Below are 24,670 nucleotides of genomic sequence, written 5' to 3' on the forward strand. Positions count from 1 at the left end.
GTTTCAACAAACTGACGAATCACCTCTTTATCGCGCGAGACGATCGTTTCGGTCATCCACTGCGCAAATTGCAAGGCGAACATTTTCTCATTTGCCGCTCTCAACCCCGCCGGACTATTGACGACCAAAGTTTTGGCTGGATCGATACAGTCGAGAATATAAGTTGTATATAAGTAGGGTACATCTACAGGCGGGGCTGTCCGCCTGAAGACGGCATCCATTTCATCCAAAGGGTGGAATACTACATCGCCTAACCTAAACCAGTCTTCCTGCGCCACCCAGCGGCCAGCTTGGAGCTGTACGGGAGTCAGTTTGACTGACTGAAGAAATCCCCACGCCCGACCTTCCACGACGCTTAATTTTTCGGCTTGAGTAATCCACACCTGATGTCCCATTCGATCTGCTGCTTCCATCAATGCCACGCTGGTATCGTGAGTGGGATCTAGTTTGGCGATCGGGTCGATAATAAATGTTAGTTTCATCGGTTGGGGGTTGGGAGTTGGGAGTTGGGAGCGGAGTTCGAGGAAATGGTTGACACCTAGATTTTAGGTGGTGGTGTAATGGCGATGCAAGCAGATCGATCGAGATAAATGAAAAGAAGGGGTAATTTAATGAATTACCCCTTGCTGTTAATGTTATTTGGTGTCGAGCGAGCGAAGACTAGCGTTTCATCGACTGATAACCGCGCCAAACGCCAACTAAAATACCTTGAAGTTGGACTAAATGAGCCTCAGCTTCGATCGGTTTGTACTTAGCATTAGCAGGCTGGAGTGTCACCTGCTCGCCTTGACGGTGATAACGTTTGAGAGTAGTACCTTGACCTTCGACGCGTGCGGCGACGATCGTGCCATTTTTCACATCAGCGGAGTCTTTGACGGGCTGCATGATTGCCATATCGCCCTCGACGATCGAATCTTCGATCATACTATCGCCCATCACTTGCAGCGCGAAATAATCGGACTGATGAAAAATCGGCGATAAATCTAATTTGTCAGCCACATCGGTAAAAGGCTCGACCAATCCGCCTGCCGCGATCGTCCCATAAATGGGTACGCCACTGGCTGCATATTTGAGAATTTTAATGGTTCTGGCCTTACCTTCTGCCCATTCAATAAAACCTTTACTACGTAAATGTTCTAAACGACTTTGAATTGGGGCGGGCGATTTGAGGTTCATCGCCTGCATCATTTGACGGATCGAAGGTGCGTGTTGGTGTTCGCGAATATAATCTACTAACCAATCGTAGAGTTCTTGTTGGGCTTTAGTTAATTCCATAAGGCGATCGTGTAACGTCGGCTTTGCCGAATCGACTCAAATTCAATATATAACTACTATAGAGCGGTCGTACTATTTAAGTCTAGTCAATTATTTAGTAATTATCTAAATAATTTGAATTACGGATAAGCATATGGCGATCGGATCTCGATCGATTAGCCTTCCATAATTGGAAGATTCGATCGCTATCGATCGTTGAGTGGATACATTAATGCCAAGCTTGAGCTGCTGTCTTGTTTTGTCTGACGACTAAGCACCAACAAACAGATCGGTGCGACTATTTATTGTTGAGGTTGCGAGCTTTATAAAAGGTTTCTAGGCTGTTGATATCGCCGACAAATCTCCAGTGCCAAGGCTCGTAGCTAATTTTTTGAATATTATCTTTGGGAAAAGACAGCTCGAAACCATAGGTGGCGGCGTTAGCCTTCATCCATTTATAAGCAGGTGTCGTATCGAAGTTTTGATTGAGATTTGTTGCTGGTACCGTACCATCTCCGATATCGACAGCATATCCGGTATGATGTTCGCTGTACTTGGGCGGCGCGCTAATTTCGGCGCGTTTGGTGGGTCGTTGTCCGCGTTCGGCACCGACGCTAAAAAATAACCGTTTTTGATCTTCTACCGATCGAAATGCGGAAATTGTGGTGATATTTACCCCGCTCGCTCTAGCGGCTGCTACCATCGCTTGAAATTTAGCCGCCGCAGCTTTACGCAATCGATAACCACCGCCGATCGAGACTAGTTCGGCGTCGGGGGCTTCGGCATAAGGTAAATGATTTAAAACATTATCGGTGTCGGCGGACTGAGCGGGGGTGGGGTTTTGACTGACAGGATCGTTACTAGTCGCGGTATTGACGATCGGGGTTTGGACGATCGGCGACTGACGTAAAGCTGTAACTACCAAAAATGCTGCGCCACTAGAGGCTAAGATCGTCAATCCGATGGCGATACCACTGATGGGACGTCTGGGGACTGCGATAGTTTTGAGGCGATCGGGTCGAGTTTTATCCCCATCCCGCAGGGCTGCTGGGATGTCTTCGGCTTTACCTAGATTAGCCGAGTTATTTGCTGGTCTAGACCGATCTGAGTTACTCAACTGTTGCTCCCTGTTGCGACTATATTGCATTTTGACATATTGTTGACGCTCGGCGAGAAAAAGATTGTCAGAGTCTAGATTTGGCTCTTTCTCTAGTATTCCCGTCGATCGCTGCTTTGTGGCGATGAGTACGAGCGGTTACTCAATCTGGTATTTAACGTAAGTTAGTGCATCTTTACTGCGAAGATTTCTAGTTCTGTAGAACCCGGGTCTGGGGGAGGCTGTCTTGTCTCGCTAAACCGTCGGGAAACCCGACGAGCGCGAGCCGCTCCCCCCAGACCCCCCGTTGAGGGGCAGGATGCCGCCCCTCAAACTCCCCTGCATAAGGGTTTGGATAGTACTAAGTTGAGCGAATCGTTCTCGGAAGAATACTTAGGTATGAGGTTGTCTGAGCTGAATTCCTTTTTGGAAATAGTTTTTAGCAATTGGCTTAGGCCGAACTGACGTTATTTACGATCGAATCTTTTTAAGAGTACCTGGTAACTTCTATTTCTGCAATCGAACTGCTTCCCCAAATGGAAATTGGGATAAGTCTAGTCCCCCAGGGGTGACTACCCACAGAGTGGGGATCGATGGTGGATGCAGAGGAAATTCTCCGTAGCCGTCGGTGAGATAAATGCAGATCGATTGGGTATGTTCGTCCCAGCTTTGAGCTACTCGATCGAAAAATGCCCCGAATGATGTCCCGCCACCGCCTTGGGGGCTGGGGATGGGTGAATCGCACGTTATTGGATAGGGGCCGTAAGTATCTCGATCGACATAATATAAATTACAGGCTAAATGAGGATATGCACCGATAATTCCGCTGACTTCGCTGATGAATAGTTCTAGGGTGACTTCGCTCACCGAACCGCTAGTATCGATCGCGATATATACCTGCAAGGATTCACTTTCTAAGGCTTCGAGATAGAGTCCCCGTCCGACAAACCGTCGATCGAAACCCTGAAAATCTGTCGGCGTCCGTGCTAAATATCGCCACAGATACGATCGCCAATCTAATTGCGGATTGAGGTTGGATTCTAATTCTCGCTCGATGCCTAGTGCCAATTTACCCCAATGAGATGTCCGATCGCTGGCGGTGGCTTGTTGGAGTGCCTGTTTCCAGTAGGCGGTTATTTCCGCTTTGTGGGTGCCTGTTTGAGGTTGACTGAGTCTGCGTGCGGACGAATCGCCGATCGTGCCTGATGTAACACGATCGGCAGTGGGGGCGAGAAGATCGGGATAGGCTAATTGAAAGCGATCGGTTCCCGTCGCTCTCAAGATCTCATAGACTTCTTCGACACTCGAATGCTCTAAATTCTCATCGCGCAATCCACCTGGTGGTAGTTCAAACCCGCTCTGGCGCATAATCATCCCATTGACGACGATATCCGCCGCAATATTCCAAACTTGTGGTTCCCGCTCTTGGAGGCGCAACGGATGCAAGAGCGCGGCGTGCAAAATTTCGTGCAAGATTAAGCCATCTTGTTGCTGTTTGGACAACGAGCTAAGAAATCCCAGATTGAGACGAATATCGCGTCCATCGGTAGCGGCACAAGGAATGCTCGGATCGGCGATAAAGTTGGCAAACATGGCAAGAGTGCCAAAAAATGGCGATTTTGCGCGCAACCGTAATAATGAGGCACTAATGAGATTGGTAAAGTCAACAGTCAAAGAACACTGATTCATTCTTTAATTAATCCCACGCGCATGGATCTAATTAACAATTAGATAATCGCTACTAAAAGAATAGAGATTGTCTAAAATTTAGATTGCCAAATTTGCCAATAGCAATCCTTGAATGATGGTTTCGACGATCGGAGCCGGGAGCATCTCGCCCCGAAAATCAATAAGTTGGACGACGATTAAATAGGCGATCGCGAGCACGATCGAAATGGTGCCTGTAATAATTGCAACAATTTTGGAACGATCCATAGATGGCGATCGAAAAGAATGAATATCTATTTTTCCTCAATGCTAGCACAAAAATCTCATACTACTAATAAATAATAGTAATGGCTAATTATTGCTTCGATCGAAAAATATTGCTACCGACCTGATGGTGTGATGATACTGACAAACAAGCTACGTGGCTGGTACTTAGTTACAAAATTATCGATCGCATCGCGATCTAGCAACGTTGTAATTCCGATACAACCAGAGGTACCATCGTAGCCGTTACGCTTATTAAAACTCGGATCGAGATGAATTCCCAAGCCAGTTCTTTTAGTTTCAAATCTTGGGAAAATTCCAATAAAAGTAGCTCCAACTTCAGATGTCATTCCCGGAATAACTTGACTGCTAACTTCGTAAATTCCATCTGGTAAAGGTGCAGAATTATTACCGATATGTCGATCGGCAGCTTGAGTATTGGCAGTACCAGACACTACATTAAACGTTCGATACTTTCGTCCATCTACGTAAGCTTCAAGCACATAAATCGGATTACCGACTTCGTTAGTTCCGCGACTGAGATATCTAACTAGCTTGAGATAATTACCATTTCCGGATAATCGAGATACTGCTGCCAATCTTCGCCTAGAATCAGGCTTGGTTTGGCGATTGTCTCTAGCAGTATTTTCTGAAGAAAGTTCGGTATTTACTATGACTGCTTTGTTGCGCTTTAAGACCGATTTTGGCAATGACGATCGTTCGATCTCTAGCTTTATAGGCTCGATCGAATCGGTAGCTAACTTCCGTTTTGCTCTCAATATTGGTTTAGATTTACGATCGCGTTCTTTGACAACTATTGTGGAGCCATTACTCGCACGAGAATTAGACCAATATGGTGTCACTGTCATCGATTCCTGACGCTCGGTGGAATCGATCGATTTTGCGGGGACTGGAATGGTAAGATTGAGATCCTTTACTGATGGTAAAGATTCGATGCGGCGCGACCGAGCGATTTGTTCGGCACTAGCAGGGGCAATGCTGGCAGTTGCGATAAATAATGGCAGCACGATCGCTCTCGACAACCAGTTAATAGTCGATAGTTTCATTGGTAGTTGGTAGTTGGTAGTTGGTAGCTGTTATTTGATGGTTGGGTTGTTAGGGATTTAAGGATAAAAATTAAATTGTTCTTAGCACCAATTTGCATAAAAACTGAGAAGCTTAAACCTCTTTTGTTTGCAAACAAAAGCTTGGTGAGTCTCGGTTGAGTATTTTATAAAAATTGCTAAATATTAAATTAACGATCGCGATTGAGCGATTTAATTACCGTGTTACCATCGCTGATTTTCCATTGACCGCGATACTTAGTTAAGGCAATAGAAGATAATTGATGAGATGTTGCCGATCCTCCTTGTCCTCTCACTTTCATTACTTGGTCGATATTTACTAAAGCATTATTTTCTGAGATCGAGACTAACTCAATATTCTCAACTTCGATACTCATGCCGACTCCAGCAGCTCTCATACGAGCGAAAAAACCTCGTAAATAGCCCTGTTCGGTAACCGATCCTGGTACTGTAGCTCGCTCCATCCGCTCGACACTATATTCATTAAAACCGCGATAGTATTGGGTTAAAACTCGATGAATACTTTTAATATCACTGCGCTGCTGGGCATTAATCTGACTGGGCTTTTCATCTTTAGTAATCAATTTCTGATGTTCGTCAGCAGAGATCGAGCGTGTGGGGTCGATCGTAGCACTAGCAGTCAGAATGGAATTAGTAGAGACTAAGACTAAATTGCTAATCGCCGCAAGCACAGTAAGGGGCAGATATTTCAACATCATGAAGAGCGATTGATAATTGATAATTGATAATTGATAATTGATAACTACTTCTGCCCTTTCGGGAGAGGATAGCAATAATAAACGATCGGGTTCGATCTCCCCTGTTAGTAGGGAGACTTCACACCTATTTTTAGTGGTAAGTGTCAGATGTATTGTTCTGTTATTTACATCAATTTCACTTAAGCATCCGGACGCTTTTTTAGTAATTCGGCAAAAATTTCGATCGAGACTGTTTGGAGCGATTGTTAAACTGTCACAAGCAAACGACACGAATCGGTCGCACTAGGCGAGGATAGTAGAGAATTCCGATCCAAATTTGAGGATTGACAGGATTGACAGAATTGGGTTGTCGGTACTATCTATCCATTACCCATTACCCATTACCCATTACCCCTTCACTCATCCACCCATCCACCCATCCACCCCTATGCCCCAGCCTCCAGCAAAATCGATCTGGTTAGAGTTGCAGATCGATCCTGACAATCCCGAATTGTTAGCTATTCTCGATCGCTTGGCGCGATCGCAAATGCTCGATCGATCGCAAATCCTTAACATTGCCCAGGCTTGTTTGAGTGAGGAGCTGCCTGTGGTGCAATCTAGTAAGATTGCGCCTATTGCCCCACCCGAAGTGCTGGAGCCACAGATTGTCGCACCCATTCCGTCTTCAGTTCGCACCGTATGGCAGAACCTCAAGGATGAGTTGAGCGTGCGCTGGCTGCTGTTTTTGGGTGTATTTTTGGTGATCCTCTCCTCTGGGGTGTTGGCGGCAACTCAGTGGTCGCGGTTTCCGGCGTGGGGGCAGTATGGCTTGCTGTGGCTGTACACGATCGCGTTTTGGGCGGTGGGGAGCTGGGCGCGGAAACAAGAAGGATTGCGTTTGACGGCTAACACGTTGCAATTAGTGACGCTGTTATTGATGCCTGTTAACTTTTGGGCGATCGATTCATTTGGATTATGGCAGCAGCCGTTGGGACTCGTAACGGCGATCGTGGCTGGAATCGGGCTATTGGGGGTTACTTATCTCAAACATCAACAGCAGCGGGGACGTGCCGATTTTAGGCAGTCTGGTTTACTGTTAGCTACATACACGATTGTTAGCTGTTTGCATTTAGGCTGGCAAATCCCCTACTGGTCGGCGATCGCGATTTATATTGGGGCGATTGGGGTGGCGATCGTCTTGCAAAAAATTCGCCAGATCGAAGGTGGCGCGCTAACTATTTATGGCGTGGGGATATTGCTGCTGCGGGGTTTGGTGGTAGTGCATTTACCGCTTTATACCTTTGGTTTGGCGATCGGAATTGTGGGTTGGTTATTTACCCAATGGGGACTCCAAAAACACCGTCGCTTTGCTCGGATGATGCGGAGCAGTCACGCTGCATCGCTGCGGACGGAACGCTATCGATCGACACTGCGTAATTTAGCCCGACTATACCAACAAATCGGCGTTAGTTTGCTTGGATTGGGCTGGTTATTTGGGATGGGCGACTTACTCAGCGCGCCCAAAAATAGCTCGTGGCAAGCCGTCGCAGTCAGCGTTCTAACCTTAATCTGGCTGTGGCAACGCCTGCGCGACCGTCAGCAATATCGAGAAGTTAACGCGCTATTTTTTGTCGGACTGCAAACATATATCCTCAGCAGCTTTCTATGGTCGCCCTTGGCTACTGGTGCCATCTTTGCCAAAGTATTACCGTTCTTGTTGCTAGTATTCGGGCAAAACTATATCGTCGCTGGTTCGTTGCTGATTTTCCCATACTTATTGCTGTGGGTATGGCTGACTGACTGGTTCTGGAAGCAAGGCTGGCATTTACTATCGCGGAGGGGTGAGGTGCTAATTTTGGGTACTGGCGCGTTAGTACCGCTATTTAATCTCACTAACCCGCTGAGTTTACTACTCGATCTGGCGATTTCTACGGCTATCTTGCTACAGCTCACTCTACGGTATTTACCGACTAGATCTAGCTATATTTACATTACACATCTGACTGGCTTGGCGACCATTTTTGCCGCCCTAGCCTATCGCTGGGACTGGTGGATTGCGATCGCTCGGAATTTTGTCACCGTCCCAGCCCAAAAAGCCCAACTCCTCGATCTGGCAGTACTTGCAATATCCGCGAGTGTTTTGACTGCGATCGAATTGTGGCTCTCAGCGCGATCCGTGCGTCGCGAAACAGATGGTTGGTTGCGTAGTAGTTGGCACATGGGCTTAGGATTGGCAATCTTCGCCTATAGTTGTTTCGCGCTCTTTGCTAGATTCCCCGTTGCTGGGGGAATTTGGCCGCTGTGGTGGCTGCTAGTACCGATCTCGTTGACATATATCGCTACTCGCCAACCGCCCGTACAGCCGTGGCAATTAGCAGCCCAAACTCCTGCCGCTTGGTATGCAACATTGGGAATGGGCATGGGAGTAAGTTTGACGATCGATCGACCGGAATGGCGATCGATCCTATTAGCTGCTTCTGTCGGGTTGATGTTCCCGATTGTCAAACGGCTCAAACAGACTCTACCAGCGGCAATTCACATCGGCTGGGGCTTGGGATTGGGCATTAGTTTATTGGCTGGGCAGATTTTAGTCAATTATTGGCTGATAATTGGCTCGCTGACTTGTGCGTTGCAGTGGTTTGTCAGCCCTAAGTTAACTCGAATCTATGCGGTGGCTAGCGATCGCTGGGCGATTGGGTTAACCGGAGTGGGACTATCGATCGGTTCGCTGGAATATGCTTATAATGTCGGGATCGATCTCGACCCAGGTACCCTGGTGAGAGCCACGACACCTATCTTTGAAAATACTCATCTGATTACGCTACTCGCGACTGGAATTTTGGCCATTGCCATTCGATCGCGCAGCCGTTGGCAAGATTCTTTAATGCCCCAGTGGGTATGGTTTTGGAGCTTGGCATGGACGGGACAAATTGCCCTGGCTGCGGTGGTGCAGTTGCTAGGTGGGAATACTTTATCTCTAGCAACCGCAAATATTCTAGCCGCATTTCCCGTCTGGAGCTGGCTGACTGTGACCGAGCGGCGGCTACCGCAACAATTAGCAGTACCGGGTGCAAAATTATTGCCCTGTCTGCTGGCTGGCTGGGGATTGCTACTCCGATTGCCATATTTCAATGCCTATACTGGATTGCTGACGATCGTGGCTGGGGTGGCGTTTATCCTCGCCAGTCGGCAAAATGTCAGAGCGATCGGTTATCTGGGCATCTTATTAATTACTTTGGGCTGTTACGAGCTAATTACGCACTATCTGCTCCAAGCTCCCCCTGGTGGCAATCTTGCTGATGCTTTTACCGTCTATGGTTTTGTCACCGCACTACTCGCCCTAGGCTATCGAATTAGCGTCTGGTGGCAACAACGCCAAGGTCGCGATTTGTGGTGGAATTTCCCCCTCAAACACTTAAAAAATGTCGCTCACATTCATTGGGCGGTAGCGAGTACCTGGAAAATTGCGGCAGCCACCATGCCCGCCGTACCCATACCTCAGCTCACATTACTGCACCTATTTATTAGCGTGCTATTAGGCGGCTACGCCTTGATTCAAGCTAGAGAGCGAGATGGCGGCGATTGGTGGATTTACGTAGGCTTGGCAGAACTATTGGGCGTCGGAGTGTATGCTCGATCGATCTTCCAGAATTTAGGTATCGTCGATGAAGGGCTGATTTTAATCGCTTGCCTGATGGGCTTGCTCATCTTACTGGCTCCCTGGCGACAATGGGGTTGGGACGATCGACCCTGGCGACAAGTTGCTCTGATACTGCCACTATCGCGGGTAGTATTTGAGTGGGATCGGATTTCGTTACTCAATTTGGCAATTCTGGCTGTCTTTTATGCTGGAGTAGCGCGCCGACAACGCCAGTTTGGTTGGGCTTATTTAAGTCTGGTATTTATCAACTGGGCGGGAATGCGAGCATTAGCTCTATATCAGTTAACCAGTCCACTTTGGTATGCCACCCTCATCGGGATATCGATTTTAATCGCAGTCCAGTGGGATCCTTACTGGCACAATTCTAAGCAAAATCGGCATTACGGGCGGATATTGGGCAGTGGTACGATCGCGATAACAGCCATATTATGGCATCAACCGTGGCTGCCGATCTGCATCGGACTCGCGATCGCCATTTTGGGTATAGTTCTCAGAGTGCGAGCTTGGCTATATGTGGGCACGATCGCTTTTATCCTCACCAATTGTTATCAATTATTGCTGTTAATTACCGAATATCCAGTTACTAAATGGGCGATCGGATTATTAGCTGGCATCACGATTATTACCCTCGCTGCTAATTTCGAGCGTCGTAAAGAACAAATCGAACGCGCTCTGCAACATTGGCTCGATCGATTGCAGGAGTGGGAATAGCCAGTGAGGTTGGATAGATTTAACGATTAGTTTCTAGCCAACTCATTAACTGCGTAATTTCTTGAAAATCTAATAGTGCTTCGCCCAAATCTTCTAATTTCTCAATAGATAAAGCGACCACTGCGGCATTAACTTCTGCCGATAAAGTCCCAAATCGCCGCGATAATTGTCGCAGAATCAGCGATCGACCTTCAGCTTGACGACCCTCGATCGCTCCTTCAGCTTTGCCTTCAGCTTTGCCTTCAGCTTTGCCTTCAGCTTTAGCATCTTGATAGACTCTGGTTTCTTGTAGTGTAATGCCAATCATTGCTTCTACCTCAGTTCTGGTTAGGCTGGTAAATCTGTAGACCATAATCGTCGAAATCATGTCTATTATCGCACGACTGTTTGGAAGCTGTTGCGATCGAGCGATGAGCGATTTGGCTTTAGTAACTGCATTGTCATCGGTAAGCGTTGTCAGCAACATTGGTAGGCGGACTAGCAATTAAGTCAAACAGGATTGCTGGATATTGTTGGAATAGCTGATAGAAAATGGTGTCGCGACGCATCGGGATTGAGAGATCGGATTATTTTTACTCCACAATATCCGATCGTGTAATCTCCACGATGACTAAAAGAGTAAAAATGTTACAAAAGTCTTCCCACTACTAGATCGATCCCATTCTTAAGCTGCTTCTAATGGTGCCATTGTCAAACCCGCACGACGTAACTGCTGGTGATAGAGTTCAGCTTGTTCTTGGGGGCCGACCCAGACGATCGCTTGTCCTTCAAAATGGACTTGGTTGGTTAGTTCCCAGGCACGATCGTCACTCATGCCAGGGATATAAGTCATCAAACAAGTATGAACGTGCTGGAATGTATTAAAGTCATCATCTAAAACGATGACTTTAAAGTTCGGATAAGGTTTGGAAACCGTTACTGTTTCACTAGATTTTTCAGGCGCGAACACCATATTTACTTCCACTCTTGCCAATTATTATTAAAAATCGAAGTATTTGGGAACGATGTCGGATTTTTGTTAGCTTCTAGGCGTTTGCGTAGCTCTAGCAGCGATGGCGATCGATCGGGGAGATTTTCGACCATTTGGGCGGGGGTAATGCCTTTTTCGAGCGCGTAGGCAATCGTGGTACCAGCCGCAGCCCCAGCCGACCATTCAAATGAGTGAATGCGGTAGGCCGCCGCCGCTACATGGCTGGTGGCGATACTTTTACCCGCTACTAACATATTATCAATCTTTTGCGGAATCATCGATCGCAGCGGAATTTGGAAGGGGTAAGCTTGGCCTTCGCCTTTGCGCGCGCCAGAACGTTCGGTGTTATTGGGGGCTTCTGGTGGCGAGTTTTGCATACAGGGGTGAAAATCGATCGCATAGTGACCGATGCCAACTGTATCGGCATAAATGGTCGATCGATTGCGCGGTGTTGGGTTATCTCCAGTCAGGACGTTAAGCGCATTTGCACCAGACAAAACTGCCTGCAAGCGACGATATTCTGCTGGGGATAGTTCTGGCATTTTTTTCGGATCGAGCAGGTTATTGCGGCTCATATCCACCTCTGCAATGACAAATCCATCCTTGTGTCCATAACTAGGTCTGCCGATAATCCGGCGGCCTTCGCGGATGTAGGGATATTTTGACAAGCCATGCGCCGTACCCATGGGCGTGTCCAAGCCACTCAAATAGCGATGATTGGGATTGGGCGTCTTCACCCAATGGTCGGGAGCGTTGGGATCGGGATTGGCGCGAGAATCGGTAGTACCAGCCACTAGCCAATAATAAAATCCTTGGGCGTGTTCTTCGCCTTTGCGGAGAGTATCGGTGCGTAAACCGCCCATCCAACCGCCTGGTTTGAGTTGTCCGCCAATTTGCAGTTGGGATCGATCGAGAATCAAATTATCATTAGCACTACCCGGACGATAATCGTTACCCCACGTCCAGTTTTGCATGGAGATATCACCCGGTGCTGGGGCTGTATAATTAATCCCGCCAAACCTCATTGGTTTGCCAGTGCCCGAACTAAAGATGCGCCGATAGGTGTGGACTAAGCCAAAATCAGCGAGACGTTTGAGTTCGTAGCTATAATATGGAGCGTATTGTTGATAAAAGATGGGTTGGATCTGGAGTTGTGGCTTCTCCGTCGTCTCCATCGCAAACGTGTAAGTAAACCCTTGGGTACAGTAAGGATCGCCCGTCGTAGTTGCGGCTGAGGGTTCGTCGGCAGATCTGGGGTCGAGTCCCAAGCGGTAGGGTACATCTGCTAAACCGATGAGTTCGCCTGTCTCTGTAGCATCGACTACGTACCAGTCGGCGGGTTTAGTTGCTTGCTGTTGGGGGGTTTTATAAGTTGGGATGAGGAGAATTTTCCGCTTTTGAAATTTGGGAGAATCCTGATAAGTATAAGCATCTTCGATCGTCTGGGACAGCGGTGCGGTATTGAGCGGTGCAGTTCCAGGTTGGGGGCGATGTTGAATTGCCACTACTGCATTAATCTGTTGTCCGTTATTTCTGTTGCCGACGATTAATTCCTTAACTACTGTATTGGGGAACCAGTGGAGTTTACCTTTGCCTTTTTTCTCGGCACTCTTGAGCATTCCATACAGAAGTTTGTGCGCATCGTCGGGCAAGAAACAAACTTCGCTGACCCAGCAACTGCCAACATTTAGTTTGCCATAGTAATCCTCTACTTTTTGGCGAAATTCTAAGTAGCCGCGTGAGAAATATTTTTTCGATCGCTGAGTGGGACGTTCGTCTAATGCCGATACCCCTTGAGATGTAATCTGTCCCCCCACCCAGTCGGTAATCTCTGTCATGCAGACTTGTTTGCCAGCAAGTAAGCCTTCATAGGCTGTCGCCGTACCGCTCAAGCCACCACCCGCGATCGCGATATCGCAGCCAATCGTCTGAGCGACAGGTGTTGTTTCCGCAGCAAAAGCGATCGAGTAGCCTAATTCGAGCGTCAAGATCGAGACCAAACAGGCAGCAGCTAAGGGTCTTTTTATCATTAGTTCGATTGTCAAATGGGTAAATGCGGGGATTTGCAGATAATAATGGACGATCGTTACATATCTCCAACTATGGTACACGATCGGCGATCCCCTAACTTAAGTTGCTAGTTAGTTTGCTAATTGTGAGTGGTAACTACTGTGCGCCCATCACAAGCCATCAAGACGATGAAGCGATTCAATCGACTCTTCTACCTCTTCGTCATCAACACATTGCTCGATCTGGGCATTAAACCACTTTAACTCCTCCGCTTCAGGATTTTGGATGTGGTAAACCAATAGTACCCCAGCGACCCGCGCTAGCGTCACGGGTGCGGCGGAAATGTGACTGAGGAGATCTTTGGCATGTTGATAGATGCGATCGATGGTTGCCGGATCTAGAGGCTGTCCTAACTCAATAGCGAGTTGATGCAGGTTGTCGGGGATGGAAGGATCTTCGTTAGTTAGCATAGGCGCGAGCGCGATCTCGTCAGAAGGTATCGCTTACCATTGTCGCTATTTGACCCGATCGAGCTAGTAAAACTTCTAAATCTTTACTAACATAATTTGTTATTTGGTGCCCTATCTGAATGGCATCCGATCGAAGTAGGGCGGCGGTTCGAGATAAGTTGAACCGCCGCCCTGATTTTTTCTTTGCTTACGCCCGCGTTCGAGATTTGCGGAGGATTGGATCGCCTGACGCTAAGACTACTTAAGGTCGAATCGATCGAGGTTCATCACCTTATCCCACGTCGCTACAAAGTCCTGCACGAATCGCGGCTGCGAGTCCCCACATCCGTAGACTTCTGCGAGGGCGCGGAGCTGGGAGTTGGAACCTAAGATCAGATCGACACGGGTGCCAGTCCATTTAAGTTCGCCCGTTTTACGATCGCGTCCCTCGAATAGATCTTCAGCGTCAGATGTCGCCTTCCAGGTCGTATTCAGATCGAGCAGATTCACGAAGAAGTCATTGGTCAACGTCTCCGGTCGTTTGGTGAAGACACCGTGCTGAGACTGCCCAAAGTTGACATTCAAGACTCGCAGACCGCCGAGCAATACCGTCATTTCTGGTGCGCTCAGTGTCAGCAACTGCGATCGATCTACCAGCAATTCTTCTGCCGATTGGGTCTGGTGGCCTTTGAGGTAGTTGCGGAACCCATCCGCTTTCGGTTCGAGTGGGGCGAAAGCTTGTGCGTCCGTTTGCTCTTGGGAGGCATCCGTGCGTCCCGGCTGGAAGGGCACCGTCACATTGTGTCCGGCATTCTTCGTCGCCTGTTCGACCCCCGCGCAGCCGCCCAGCACGATTAAGTCGGCGAGGGAAACTTGTTTCTCTCCAGACTGGTTAAACTCCTGTTGAATCGCCGTTAGGGTTTGCAGCACAGTGGCTAGTTGGGCTGGCTGGTTGACTTCCCAATCTTTCTGAGGTGCCAGCCGAATCCGCGCCCCGTTTGCACCGCCCCGCATGTCGGAGCCTCGGAAGGTGGACGCCGATGCCCAGGCAGTTGAAACCAGTTGGGAAACAGATAGTCCCGCAGCGAGGATTTTAGCCTTAAGTGCCGCTACGTCTTGGGTATCGATCGAGTCATGGGTGGCGGCGGGGACGGGATCTTGCCATAGGAAGGTTTCCGCTGGGACTTCGGGGCCGAGATAGCGCGAACGCGGCCCCATATCGCGATGGGTCAGCTTGAACCATGCCCGTGCGAATACCTCCGCGAGCTGGTCTGGATGTTCGAGGAACCGCCGGGAAATGGGCGCATAGATGGGATCCATTTTCATCGCCATGTCTGCTGTGGTCATCATCGGCGCATGGCGTTTGGTCGGATCGTGAGCATCGGGGACGGTACCCGCTCCGGCACCGCCTTTAGGTGCCCACTGATGCGCGCCAGCCGGACTTTTCACCAGTTCCCACTCATAGCCATACAGGTTTTCTAAGTAGTTGTTGTCCCATTTCACTGGGTTGGTCGTCCAGGCACCTTCGATGCCGCTGGTAATTGTATCCGCACCTTTGCCAGTGCCGAAGCTGTTCTTCCAGCCGAGTCCTTGCTGTTCGATGCTGGCTCCTTCGGGTTCTGGGCCTACCATTGACTCAGCCCCTGCGCCATGACATTTGCCGAAGGTGTGTCCGCCAGCAACGAGGGCGACCGTCTCCTCGTCATTCATCGCCATCCGTCCGAAGGTTTCGCGAATATCCCGCCCCGAGGCAACCGGATCGGGGTTGCCGTTGGGGCCTTGGGGATTGACGTAGATCAATCCCATTTGCACTGCGCCTAGCGGACTTTCCAGTTCGCGATCGCCAGTGTACCGCTTGTCGTCCAGCCATTTGCCCTCAGATCCCCAATAAATATCTTCTTCGGGTTCCCAAATGTCGGCGCGACCGCCCGCGAACCCGCAGGTTTTAAATCCCATCGATTCCAAGGCACAGTTGCCAGCGAGAATCATCAGGTCTGCCCAAGAGATTTTCTGGCCGTATTTCTGTTTGATCGGCCACAGTAACATCCGCGCTTTATCGAGGTTAGCGTTGTCCGGCCAACTGTCGATCGGTGCGAACCGCTGGTTGCCCGTGCCCCCGCCGCCGCGACCGTCGCCGATCCGGTAGGTGCCCGCACTGTGCCAAGCCATGCGGATGAACAGCGGCCCATAGTGACCGTAATCGGCTGGCCACCAGTCTTGGGATTGTGTCATCAGCTCGAAGATATCTGCCTTCAAGGCTGGGTAGTCGAGGCTCTCAAACGCCTGGGCGTAGTCGAACGCCTTACCCAGGGGATTGGCCTGGGGCGAGTGCTGGTGGAGGATCTTGAGGTTCAATTGATTCGGCCACCAGTCGCGGTTAGATGTGCCGTGGCCAGCCGTAAATTTTTGAACTCCGCCCATGAAGGGACATTTACTTTCGCCGCTCATAAGTCTCTCCTATCTTGTGTTGTGTTATGTTTTGCCTGTCTTTGCTGCGCTAACTTTTGCTTGGGCATTAGCAATGACAGGTATTACCTCAAAGCCATCTGGTTGGATGAAATAATGTAGTCGAGCATTGTCTCGGCATTAGCAACCACAGGCATCACCTCAAAGCCATCTGGTTCTACAAACATTTTTTCAATAACCTCGTCCTTAACTAGCATGGAATAACGCCACGAGCGTTGCCCCATCCCTCGATCCCAGAGGCTGACCATCATTCCCATCTCGCGGGTAAAGTCACCATTGACATCGGGGATAAAGCGCACCCGATCGACTGCTTCTACTTGCGCCCAAGTCGCCAGCGAAAACGGATCGTTGACCGAAAGGCACAGAATCTCATCGACTCCGTTCGATCGAAATACCTCGGCATACTCGTTGTAACCTAATAACTGCATGTGAGTATACGGGAAAAAAGCTCCCGACACTGCAAACGCTACCACAGTTTTGCTCTCAAAGAGATCCGCCGTCGAAAGATCGTACCAACCCACCTCTCCATACATCCGGACAAACATCTGGAAGGTTAATTCAGGAACGCGCTGACCCTCACGATCGAAGAACATGTGCCCAACTCCTTAACTCGAATTCAACAGTAGTTTAGACTTTGTACTAACTACAAAATTGATGAGTAGAGACACGACTCTATAACGGTGAACTGCGAGCGCACCTGCTAGAGAACTTAATGAAAATTATCAATTTTATTGTTAGTTAGAGCTATGAAAAATTTCGATCTTAATTAAATTTGCGCACCTAATATAAACCGATGCGCGTCGCCCTGACAAGTCTGGAGTTTGCCAAGTATTGCTTGTTGATATCTGGCGACTCAAATATCTGCATTAATTATGAGCGATCTCACTTGATTTTGCGAATAAAAAATGTGATTATTTGCAACACTTAATATTTCTACAAAATGAAAACTGTCTACATCAAGCACGAGCCAGCAAAGCGATCTTTCGATCGGTTGGAGCGTTGGGAGATCTGTTCGGCGACAGATAGGCGATTGAGGAATTGACTATATATAAAAACTGAAAGGAACGATCGATCTGTTTTGGTTCAGAGCGATCGTCCCGATCTTTTTACTTAGCACTAGCGATCGAAAACTGTTTGCTAATTGGTTTAGAGTTATCTGTATCTAAAGACATCACGACTTCATATTTACCAGCAGGTAATCCTTTACTAGGTGCAGATAAATGCGATGTAATTGTGGTCATATTAGACTTGGTTTCTAAGTCAATACTATCGATTTCGGCTGCTGTACCTGCTTCTCCACCCAAGTATTTCCAATCAATTTTTACCTTTGTCCCTTCCGGGGCATTGTTGAGATCGGCAGTGGCAAATAATTTGGGTGTATCTTTGCCAAACGTACTAGTATCGCTGGTACATTCTTTATCGGTGGTTACTTGGCCGCACATTTTGAGATTTTCGATAGTTTGCCGAAATCAAGCGTTGAATGGTCTCTTTCAAGTGCTTGAGTTTCACAGGTTTAGCGAGATATTCACTAGCTCCAGCTACTAAACATTTTTCGCGATCGCCGCTCATGGCCAAGGCTGTGAGGGCAATAATTGGGATATTGGCTAGTTGTGGATTTTGGCGAATGTGTTGGATCGCTTCGAGACCATCCATTCCTGGCATTTGAATATCCATCAAAATGAGGTCGGGAAAGAGAGTTGCGGCCAGATCGATCGCCTCTCGACCATTTTTTGCCACGAGCAGTCGATAATTAGATGCCATCAAGAAATTAGAGATGCTGTCAATATTAGCTTGATTGTCTTCTGCCAGTAGAATGAGTGGATGCTCGACAACGGATCGATCGGTCGTAACTCGATCGTCATCAGTCATAACTCGACTAGGATTCGCGATGGAGATGGGGCTTGTCTGGAGATCCGCAGCGGCAGAGTAAGGTATGCGCACCGCAAAACAACTACCTCGGCCAAATTCACTAGCGAGATCGATCGAACCACCGTGCAGTTCGACGATTTGTTTCACCAGCATCAGTCCTAATCCCGTACCTTCATACTGGCGGTTGAGTTTGCTATCGATTTGCATGAAGGGTTGAAAGAGTTTCGATCGATTTTCGGGGGTAATGCCAATACCTGTATCCGTAACTGAAAACAGCACCCATGCGCCAGTATCTAGCTGTTCCAGATCGTCTGCTAGTGTAACTCTACCGCCAGCAGGGGTAAATTTTACGGCATTATCGAGCAAGTTAATCAGGACTTGACGCATTCGGCGTTCGTCAACGTTAATGTTTCCCAAATTGGGAGCAAAGTTTGTGGCGATTTGAATTTTCTTCTGATGTGCTTGTTCTTTGACAAACGTCAGGCTAGAGTTTGCCAAGCTAATTGCCGAAACCGCGATCGGTTCTAGTTCCAATTTTCCTGCCTCAATTTTCGAGACATCGAGAATGTCATTAATTAGGGAGAGTAGGTGCTGGCCACTGCGTTCGATTGTCGCCATCGCTTTTTTCTGGCGATCGTTAATCGGCCCCAACAATTCGTCCAGCAAACCCTCCGATAGACCCAAAATCGCGTTGAGGGGAGTCCGCAGTTCGTGACTCATATTGGCGAGGAATTCATCTTTGAGGCGAGTGGCGCGCAGGAGTTCGGCATTAGAACGTTCTAGGCGTCGTTCGTACTCTTTTTGTTGGCGGATATCGCGCATGATAGACGAGAAAAATTTCACTTCTCCTGCGGGAGACTTATTCACTAGGAGTAGATGTGAAACCGGAATTTCTTGTCCCGAGGCATCTAGCAAGGCTGTTTCGCCAATCCAACTGCCAGTGGCAATTGCGGTTGGGTAGCCCTGCTCTTGTAGTAATTTTATTGCCCATTCGGGATGGTGGGATCCGATCGATGGCGATGTTTCATGCTGTAATGTCTTGGCGGCATCGTCTTGTCCTAGTAATCGTTTGAGCGCAGCATTTCTCAGCATCACATTGCATTGGCCATCCTTGACCCAAATATAATCAGACGAGGCTTCCAGGGTTGCCAGCAACCGATATCGGTCTTCTGCTAATTTTTTACGAACGATTTCATCGCGCTTGGCTTGACTGATATCACGAGCCACCCAGATGACGAATCGATCGTCTAAAGGAGAACACCGAGCATTAAACCAAGATTCGCTCTCCTCGATCGTCAGGCTATATTCACATTCTTGGGTCTGTTGAGTGGCGAGAGTCCGATCGATGGTGGCGAGAAATATTGCTGATAGCTCGGACGAGAAAAAATCTTGAAGATTTTTGCCAACTAAGGTGTCAGCAGGGGCATAAAGTTTTGCAGACTTGGTGGTGGCTATTTTGAGATATTTACCAGTGCGATCGACTACCAAAACAAGATCGTCCATCCCCATAAACAAGCTCCGTAGTTCGGCCTCAGAAGCTTGTAGGGCGGCTTGGGCGAGTTCGCGTTCGCGGCGCGCGGCTTGCCGTTCGCTAATATCTCGCGCAATACAAACCAGCACAGATTTGCCTTGCCATTCCATCGCCTGTCGAGAAATCTCTACCGGAAAGATCGAGCCATCTTTGCGGCGAAGTAGTGTTTCAAAAGTTCTACCATCTAATGACCTGTCGCTGAGACTTTTGGACAGTTCTTCCGCAGACCATTGGACATCCAAGTCCGCAACTGTCAGACTAGCAATTTCGGCAAGTGGATAGCCTAGCATTTGGGCAAACCTGTGATTGCATTCGATCGAATTACCCGCTCTGTCGATGATGTGGATGCCATCGAAGGAGGCATTAAATATCGTGTTTCGGCGCAGTGCCTCTAGCTCCAGGGAGAGTTTTGCCTGGTGGCGTTCGGTAATATCCCTAAAAATCGACTGAATAAATTGCTCCCCGTCCAAATTAATCAGACTAGCGGTAATTTCTACGGGCACCTGACAACCATCTTGACGGATGACAATACTTTCGAGACTCGACATCAGATCGTACTGGACGATCCGATCGATCTGGTTCTGGACTGCTACCAAAGCTGCGGGTGGATGAATTTGGCTGATATGTAAACTAGTTATTTCAGAGCGACTATAGCCAAACAGGACTTCAGCCTGATAATTCACTTCGATCCCGTAACCCCGAAGATCTGTGAGGAAAATGGCATCACTAGCACCGTCCATGAGGGCGCGGTAACGATACTCGCTTTTTTGGAGCGCGGCGGTGCGTTCTACCACGCGTTGCTCCAATTCTTGATTCAACTGGGCTAATGCCTGGGTGGCACGTTCTCGTTCGATGGCAATACCGACAATATTGGCGATCTGGGCGATTAGTTCTAATTCGGATGGTTGGGGCGATCTCACCTCTTTGTAATACATCGCGAAGGTACCTAAGACCTGCTGAGTACTAGAATGAATGGGGCTAGACCAACAAGCCCGCAAGTCGTATTGCAGAGCCAAGTGCTTGGCATCTTTCCAGAGGGGATCGGTGGCGATATCGGCAACAACAATCGTTCGATCGAAAAAGGCGGCAGTACCACAAGAACCCACTTCTGCTCCGATCGCGACTCCCTCGATAAGCTGAGTGTAAGCGGTTGGTAAGCTGGGGGCAGCCCCAACCCGAAAGCAATTGTCCCGATCTAACAATAAGATCGAACAGATCGCCCCTGGCAGGTATCGTTCTACCGCCTCGATCGTCATCGTCAGGATATCGATTAATGGCTGCTGGCTGGCAATTTTGGCTAGCAACGCATTGTGCAATTCCAGTTGAATTTCGGCTTGCTTGCGATCGCTAATATCACTATGAGTGCCAATCATCCGCAGGGGTCGATCGTCCATCGTCCGCTCGATAACTTTGCCCCGACACAGAATCCACTTATAGCTGCCGTCTTTACAGCGGAGCCGATGTTCGTACTGATAGATCGGTATTTCACCATTCAAGTACCGATCGACTTGAGCCAAGCACTGTACCTTCTCCTCAGGATGGAGACGACTCTCCCATTCTGAAAACAAATTTTGGACTTCATGGTCTGCATAGCCCAGCATCGCTTTCCATTGCTCGGAATAGAAAACACTATCTGCCTGAATATTCCAATCCCATAATCCATCACCTGCCCCGTCGATCGCAAATTGCCATCGGGCTTGGCTATCTCGTAACGCCACCTCAACTCGTTCTCGTTCGATGTTGGCGAGCAAGGCATTTTGTAATTCCAGTTGAATTTCGGCTTGCTTGCGTTCGCGCAGCGCGGCTTGCCGCTCGCTAATATCGGTCAGCGTACCTGCATAACCGATTAATCGGCCATCGGCATCCAGTTCGGCTACTGCCTGTCCGTATGCCCATGTCACCTTGCCATCGGGTTGTTGAAAGCGATATTCCAGTTGAAAGGGGAGATTTTCCCGCGCCGATCGAAACCACTGAGCAACAACTCGATCGCGATCTTCGGGATGCAATGCTGCGATCCAGCCGCTACCCAAGGCAGTTTCTGGAGCAAGTCCGGCAATCTCACACCCGCGATCGTTGAGATAGGTGGCATTTCCCGCCGCATCGGTCTGAAAAATGCCCACAGGGAGTGTTTCCAACAACGATCTATAACGGTGTTGGCTTGCTTGCAGCAAGGTTTGAGCGAGCCTGCGATCGGAGATATTGCGGATCGACCAGCGTAAACCAGTGACAGTATTAGCGCGATCGTAAATCGGGACAACAGTCACTTCGGCAGGAAATGTCTTGTTGTGGCGAGATACCAGGGTAATTTCCCAAGTTTGCAGGCAATTCTCCTCTGGAGAGGCTCCGCCACCGGGAAAATTTTGGCGATCGAGTTGGTTATAGAATAATGAGTAATCTTGTTTGGCGATGAAAACAATTAAAGGCTTATTAATTAAATGAGATTTTTGGGTTTCCAGTAGATCGCAGATCTTCTGGTTCGCTGACTGGATGACACCTAAAGGATTTGTGACTAAATAGCCATCAGGAGCAAAATTAAATAAATCCTCGTATTTACTTCGTTCCTGTTCTAATTGGATATTCTTTTCCCGCAGATCTGCTTCTGCTGTCATCAATTCTTCGATGACTTCTGGCAACGACCAATTGACATCTTCTGGGGAGGGGGTTGCAGCAACCGATCGATCTGCTGCCAATTGTAAAACCTGTTGCGTCAACATCTCAGTTAAAACGCCTCGATCGATCGTCCCCACTAGTCGATTTGCTGCATCTAGAATCGGTAAATGTGAAATCCCATGACTTTGAAACAGTGCGATCGCTACCCCGATCTCGGTAAAAGCAGATGCCGACAGACTAATGACTGGATGACTCATCACCGCCTGAATTGGCAATCGATCTAAAGGTGTCGATTCCAGGCAAACACGTACCAGATCCGCTGTCGTAAAAATACCAACCACCGCATCGCCTTCAAGTCGATCGACTACCAGCACATAGCTCGAACCCCGTTCGGACATGGTAGCAATCGCCACGATCGCAGTCGTATCTGGTGCCACAATTGGGGGGTGGCGATCGATCGTCGATTGAAGGTTAGCTGGAATTACGCTGCTTAAATTATTCATTACGAATCGATCGAGCTAAGGAGCATTTATATGGACTAGTAATCTCCGGCGTAAATCTAGCTACGATTGGGACAGGGACACTGGGGACGAGGAAAACGAAATGCTCCGCTTGTTGCCGACGCCTACACTAATTACATATTGACTTTAGTATTCCCAATTCAACATCAAATTCAGCTTGTATTAAGATAAACTCACATCTCGATCGATATCCCTAATTGTGGGTACTTTCTGTCTTAGAACCGACATTCCGCACTTCACAAAATCTATCTCTAAGGCGAACGGCTGGCGACGGCGGGGAGTAGCGATGGCGCGATCCACTTGTGGAACCTCCACACAGGTACATGTGCGACCAAATTATCGGGACACAAAAGCCGCATTCGCCATGTCATCTTCAATTCGACGGGGACATGGCTGGCTAGTGCCAGTGAAGACTTTACCATCAAGATCTGGGAGCTAGAGAGCGGGCGTTGCCGACTCATATTGCAGGGGCATGAAAATTGGGTCTGGTCGGTCGCTATTAGCCACGAAGATCGACTGATTGCCACCTGTAGCCTCGATCGAACGGTCAAACTGTGGGATAGCCAGACAGGGCAATGTCTGGGCACCGCGATCGATCGCCCGATTCAGATCTAAGATGTCGGCAGCGGGGAAGTTGTTCGGACTTTGACGGGTCACAACCAAATTATCCTTTCGATCGTGTTTTTATCCCAACCCGATCCGACTGAAGATCTCAAATTGGTCAGTAGTAGTGCCGACGAAACGATTAAAATTTGGAACGTGCAGACCGGGGAATGCCTGACAACTTTACATCCCGTTCGCGTAGCGTCCGCTTTGCGGAATCGACTCTATGAAGGGATGAATATTACCGGAGTTACAGGTTTGAGTGAGGGGCAAATATCGGTATTGAAACAGTTAGGATCGTTGGCGTAGCCTCAGCATGGCTGAATCGGTTAAATTGAAATTCGAGAAGAACAAAAAGAACTCAATTATCCACAAGAGAGGCTTCGCCAACGACACACAAAAGCTATTGCCAAAATCTTCTATAAAAATGCACCACAAGAAGAATTAAATTAACAAGCTTCGGAAAAATAGCAGCAGCGGTGAGAGCGAGAATGCAAGAGTCTGTGCGCTTACCTTAACTGGTTAAATTGCGATCGCCTTACGGCGCGCTTGTGCTTTCGCTCGTTGGTGTTTTTAAGACGGTGGGAATAGCTGTAAAAATTCGCTCGACTATTTCTTCAGCCAGAAGATTATCGCTAAAAGGCAGATGAATATCGGCCTCAGCGTATCTATGACGGCGTTCTGCGAGTTTGAGATCTAATGTGGCACGCAGATCTGTGGAGTTGGCCAGAATGGGACGAGAGGTGTCTCCCTGGAGACGTTCGACGAGCAGATCTAGGGAGGGATCGAGCCAGATCACCAAGCCTTGATGGAGGTGGTTCCAGTTTTCGCGCTCGATGGCGATGCCGCCGCCTGTGGCAACTACTAGCCGCGTATACGCGGAGACTTCGGCGAGAACTTGGGTTTCGATCTGGCGAAATTCTGGTTCGCCGACAGTTTGGAACAGTTCGCTAATGATTTTGGCGATTAATTCTGATTCACTTAGCTCGGTATTGTCAAAATCGTACCCCAAAGGTGTGGCGCAGGATTTGGCGAGCGTCGTATCGGTATCGAGAAAATTGTAACCTAATCGATCGGCCAGTAGTGGGCCGATGGTACTTTTACCACAGCCCATCATGCCGATGAGGTATATGTTCAGTCCTTGTAAGTCAAACACAATGCGATCGAGATAGTATGGAGCCGGAAGCAGGGAGCGATACACAAG

Annotated in this window: 21 protein-coding genes and 1 pseudogene; 3 read left to right on the forward strand and 19 right to left on the reverse strand. The window is 48.5% G+C overall.

The features are described 5' to 3' along the window. From C7B77_RS03675 to C7B77_RS03700, 7 genes and pseudogenes are all read right to left on the reverse strand, one after another. Window positions 1-482, reverse strand: a pseudogene (locus C7B77_RS03675) (glutathione synthase); the annotation flags it as partial. 178 nt (window positions 483-660) lie between these two features. Then, window positions 661-1,275, reverse strand: a complete 615-nt coding sequence (gene lexA, locus C7B77_RS03680; protein WP_106300436.1) for a transcriptional repressor LexA — start codon at window positions 1,273-1,275, stop codon at window positions 661-663. Window positions 1,276-1,552: 277 nt separating this feature from the next. Further along, window positions 1,553-2,371 (reverse strand): M15 family metallopeptidase, encoded by an 819-nt coding sequence (locus C7B77_RS03685; RefSeq protein ID WP_181243695.1) that lies wholly within the window; start codon window positions 2,369-2,371, stop codon window positions 1,553-1,555. Window positions 2,372-2,857: 486 nt separating this feature from the next. Beyond that, entirely contained in the window at window positions 2,858-4,039 is a 1,182-nt protein-coding gene (locus C7B77_RS03690; RefSeq protein WP_106300440.1) for a vWA domain-containing protein, read from the reverse strand. Between the two features lie 78 nt (window positions 4,040-4,117). Continuing rightward, window positions 4,118-4,285: a hypothetical protein gene (locus C7B77_RS29600; RefSeq protein WP_181243696.1), complete on the reverse strand. Its 168-nt coding sequence runs from the start codon at window positions 4,283-4,285 to the stop codon at window positions 4,118-4,120. A gap of 113 nt (window positions 4,286-4,398) precedes the next feature. After that, complete coding sequence (locus C7B77_RS03695) at window positions 4,399-5,349, reverse strand: L,D-transpeptidase (RefSeq protein ID WP_106300442.1); 951 nt, start codon at window positions 5,347-5,349, stop codon at window positions 4,399-4,401. A 188-nt stretch (window positions 5,350-5,537) separates the two neighbouring features. Continuing rightward, on the reverse strand, window positions 5,538-6,161 hold the full coding sequence (locus C7B77_RS03700) for a hypothetical protein (protein WP_106300444.1): 624 nt from the start codon (window positions 6,159-6,161) through the stop codon (window positions 5,538-5,540). A gap of 352 nt (window positions 6,162-6,513) precedes the next feature. Between C7B77_RS03700 and C7B77_RS03705 the strand changes: the two genes are divergently transcribed. Further along, window positions 6,514-10,437, forward strand: coding sequence for a hypothetical protein (locus C7B77_RS03705; RefSeq protein ID WP_106300446.1), 3,924 nt, complete (start codon window positions 6,514-6,516; stop codon window positions 10,435-10,437). Window positions 10,438-10,456: 19 nt separating this feature from the next. Here the strand turns inward: C7B77_RS03705 and C7B77_RS03710 are convergent, their stop codons facing one another. The 11 genes from C7B77_RS03710 to C7B77_RS30965 all read right to left on the reverse strand — a co-directional run bounded on the left by C7B77_RS03710 (window position 10,457) and on the right by C7B77_RS30965 (window position 23,324). Continuing rightward, a complete protein-coding gene (locus tag C7B77_RS03710) occupies window positions 10,457-10,921 on the reverse strand; it encodes a DUF4351 domain-containing protein (RefSeq protein ID WP_245894032.1) in 465 nt (154 codons plus the stop codon). Next, on the reverse strand, window positions 10,878-10,985 hold the full coding sequence (locus C7B77_RS31820; RefSeq protein WP_106300450.1) for a DUF2887 domain-containing protein: 108 nt from the start codon (window positions 10,983-10,985) through the stop codon (window positions 10,878-10,880). Before C7B77_RS31820 ends, C7B77_RS03710 begins: the two co-directional genes overlap by 44 nt. A gap of 116 nt (window positions 10,986-11,101) precedes the next feature. Further along, window positions 11,102-11,389: an ATP-dependent Clp protease adapter ClpS gene (gene clpS, locus C7B77_RS03720; protein ID WP_106300452.1), complete on the reverse strand. Its 288-nt coding sequence runs from the start codon at window positions 11,387-11,389 to the stop codon at window positions 11,102-11,104. A 2-nt stretch (window positions 11,390-11,391) separates the two neighbouring features. Next, window positions 11,392-13,437, reverse strand: coding sequence for an FAD-dependent oxidoreductase (locus tag C7B77_RS03725; protein WP_106300470.1), 2,046 nt, complete (start codon window positions 13,435-13,437; stop codon window positions 11,392-11,394). A 150-nt stretch (window positions 13,438-13,587) separates the two neighbouring features. Then, window positions 13,588-13,887, reverse strand: coding sequence for a hypothetical protein (locus tag C7B77_RS03730; protein WP_106300454.1), 300 nt, complete (start codon window positions 13,885-13,887; stop codon window positions 13,588-13,590). A 237-nt stretch (window positions 13,888-14,124) separates the two neighbouring features. Then, window positions 14,125-16,314, reverse strand: coding sequence for a catalase/peroxidase HPI (gene katG / locus C7B77_RS03735; protein WP_106300456.1), 2,190 nt, complete (start codon window positions 16,312-16,314; stop codon window positions 14,125-14,127). Between the two features lie 83 nt (window positions 16,315-16,397). After that, on the reverse strand, window positions 16,398-16,925 hold the full coding sequence (locus C7B77_RS03740; protein WP_106300458.1) for a redoxin family protein: 528 nt from the start codon (window positions 16,923-16,925) through the stop codon (window positions 16,398-16,400). A gap of 513 nt (window positions 16,926-17,438) precedes the next feature. Next, complete coding sequence (locus C7B77_RS03745; RefSeq protein ID WP_106300460.1) at window positions 17,439-17,774, reverse strand: hypothetical protein; 336 nt, start codon at window positions 17,772-17,774, stop codon at window positions 17,439-17,441. Beyond that, window positions 17,749-22,845 (reverse strand): PAS domain S-box protein, encoded by a 5,097-nt coding sequence (locus tag C7B77_RS03750; RefSeq protein ID WP_106300462.1) that lies wholly within the window; start codon window positions 22,843-22,845, stop codon window positions 17,749-17,751. Before C7B77_RS03750 ends, C7B77_RS03745 begins: the two co-directional genes overlap by 26 nt. Before the next feature lie 180 nt (window positions 22,846-23,025). Beyond that, the gene (locus tag C7B77_RS31825) at window positions 23,026-23,163 is read right to left on the reverse strand and encodes a hypothetical protein (RefSeq protein ID WP_219891972.1); all 138 of its coding nucleotides are present in this window, start codon (window positions 23,161-23,163) and stop codon (window positions 23,026-23,028) included. Beyond that, entirely contained in the window at window positions 23,115-23,324 is a 210-nt protein-coding gene (locus C7B77_RS30965) for a hypothetical protein (RefSeq protein ID WP_245894034.1), read from the reverse strand. The genes C7B77_RS31825 and C7B77_RS30965 overlap by 49 nt, the downstream gene beginning before the upstream one ends. Here C7B77_RS30965 and C7B77_RS31830 point away from each other — a divergent pair. Continuing rightward, entirely contained in the window at window positions 23,233-23,478 is a 246-nt protein-coding gene (locus tag C7B77_RS31830) for a WD40 repeat domain-containing protein (protein ID WP_425430813.1), read from the forward strand. The genes C7B77_RS30965 and C7B77_RS31830 overlap by 92 nt on opposite strands. Before the next feature lie 63 nt (window positions 23,479-23,541). Beyond that, window positions 23,542-23,775 carry a hypothetical protein gene (locus C7B77_RS03760; protein WP_146138171.1) on the forward strand — a complete coding sequence of 78 codons (234 nt, stop codon included), beginning with the start codon at window positions 23,542-23,544 and terminating at the stop codon, window positions 23,773-23,775. A gap of 229 nt (window positions 23,776-24,004) precedes the next feature. Here C7B77_RS03760 and C7B77_RS03765 read toward each other — a convergent pair whose 3' ends face one another. Then, on the reverse strand, window positions 24,005-24,667 hold the full coding sequence (locus C7B77_RS03765) for a shikimate kinase (protein WP_245894040.1): 663 nt from the start codon (window positions 24,665-24,667) through the stop codon (window positions 24,005-24,007). Window positions 24,668-24,670: the final 3 nt, after the last annotated feature.

Source organism: Chamaesiphon polymorphus CCALA 037, assembly GCF_003003845.1.
Lineage (GTDB): Bacteria > Cyanobacteriota > Cyanobacteriia > Cyanobacteriales > Chamaesiphonaceae > Chamaesiphon > Chamaesiphon polymorphus.

Excerpts from the sequence above, each read along its gene's own strand:
- lexA (WP_106300436.1), bottom strand. The coding sequence starts at position 1,275 with ATGGAATTAACTAAAGCCCAACAAGAACTCTACGATTGGTTAGTAGAT.
- C7B77_RS03690 (WP_106300440.1), bottom strand. The coding sequence starts at position 4,039 with ATGAATCAGTGTTCTTTGACTGTTGACTTTACCAATCTCATTAGTGCC.
- C7B77_RS29600 (WP_181243696.1), bottom strand. The coding sequence starts at position 4,285 with ATGGATCGTTCCAAAATTGTTGCAATTATTACAGGCACCATTTCGATC.
- C7B77_RS03695 (WP_106300442.1), bottom strand. The coding sequence starts at position 5,349 with ATGAAACTATCGACTATTAACTGGTTGTCGAGAGCGATCGTGCTGCCA.
- C7B77_RS03705 (WP_106300446.1), top strand. The coding sequence starts at position 6,514 with ATGCCCCAGCCTCCAGCAAAATCGATCTGGTTAGAGTTGCAGATCGAT.
- C7B77_RS31820 (WP_106300450.1), bottom strand. The coding sequence starts at position 10,985 with ATGCGTCGCGACACCATTTTCTATCAGCTATTCCAACAATATCCAGCA.
- clpS (WP_106300452.1), bottom strand. The coding sequence starts at position 11,389 with ATGGTGTTCGCGCCTGAAAAATCTAGTGAAACAGTAACGGTTTCCAAA.
- C7B77_RS03725 (WP_106300470.1), bottom strand. The coding sequence starts at position 13,437 with ATGATAAAAAGACCCTTAGCTGCTGCCTGTTTGGTCTCGATCTTGACG.
- C7B77_RS03730 (WP_106300454.1), bottom strand. The coding sequence starts at position 13,887 with ATGCTAACTAACGAAGATCCTTCCATCCCCGACAACCTGCATCAACTC.
- katG (WP_106300456.1), bottom strand. The coding sequence starts at position 16,314 with ATGAGCGGCGAAAGTAAATGTCCCTTCATGGGCGGAGTTCAAAAATTT.
- C7B77_RS03740 (WP_106300458.1), bottom strand. The coding sequence starts at position 16,925 with ATGTTCTTCGATCGTGAGGGTCAGCGCGTTCCTGAATTAACCTTCCAG.
- C7B77_RS03745 (WP_106300460.1), bottom strand. The coding sequence starts at position 17,774 with ATGTGCGGCCAAGTAACCACCGATAAAGAATGTACCAGCGATACTAGT.
- C7B77_RS03750 (WP_106300462.1), bottom strand. The coding sequence starts at position 22,845 with ATGAATAATTTAAGCAGCGTAATTCCAGCTAACCTTCAATCGACGATC.
- C7B77_RS30965 (WP_245894034.1), bottom strand. The coding sequence starts at position 23,324 with ATGAGTCGGCAACGCCCGCTCTCTAGCTCCCAGATCTTGATGGTAAAG.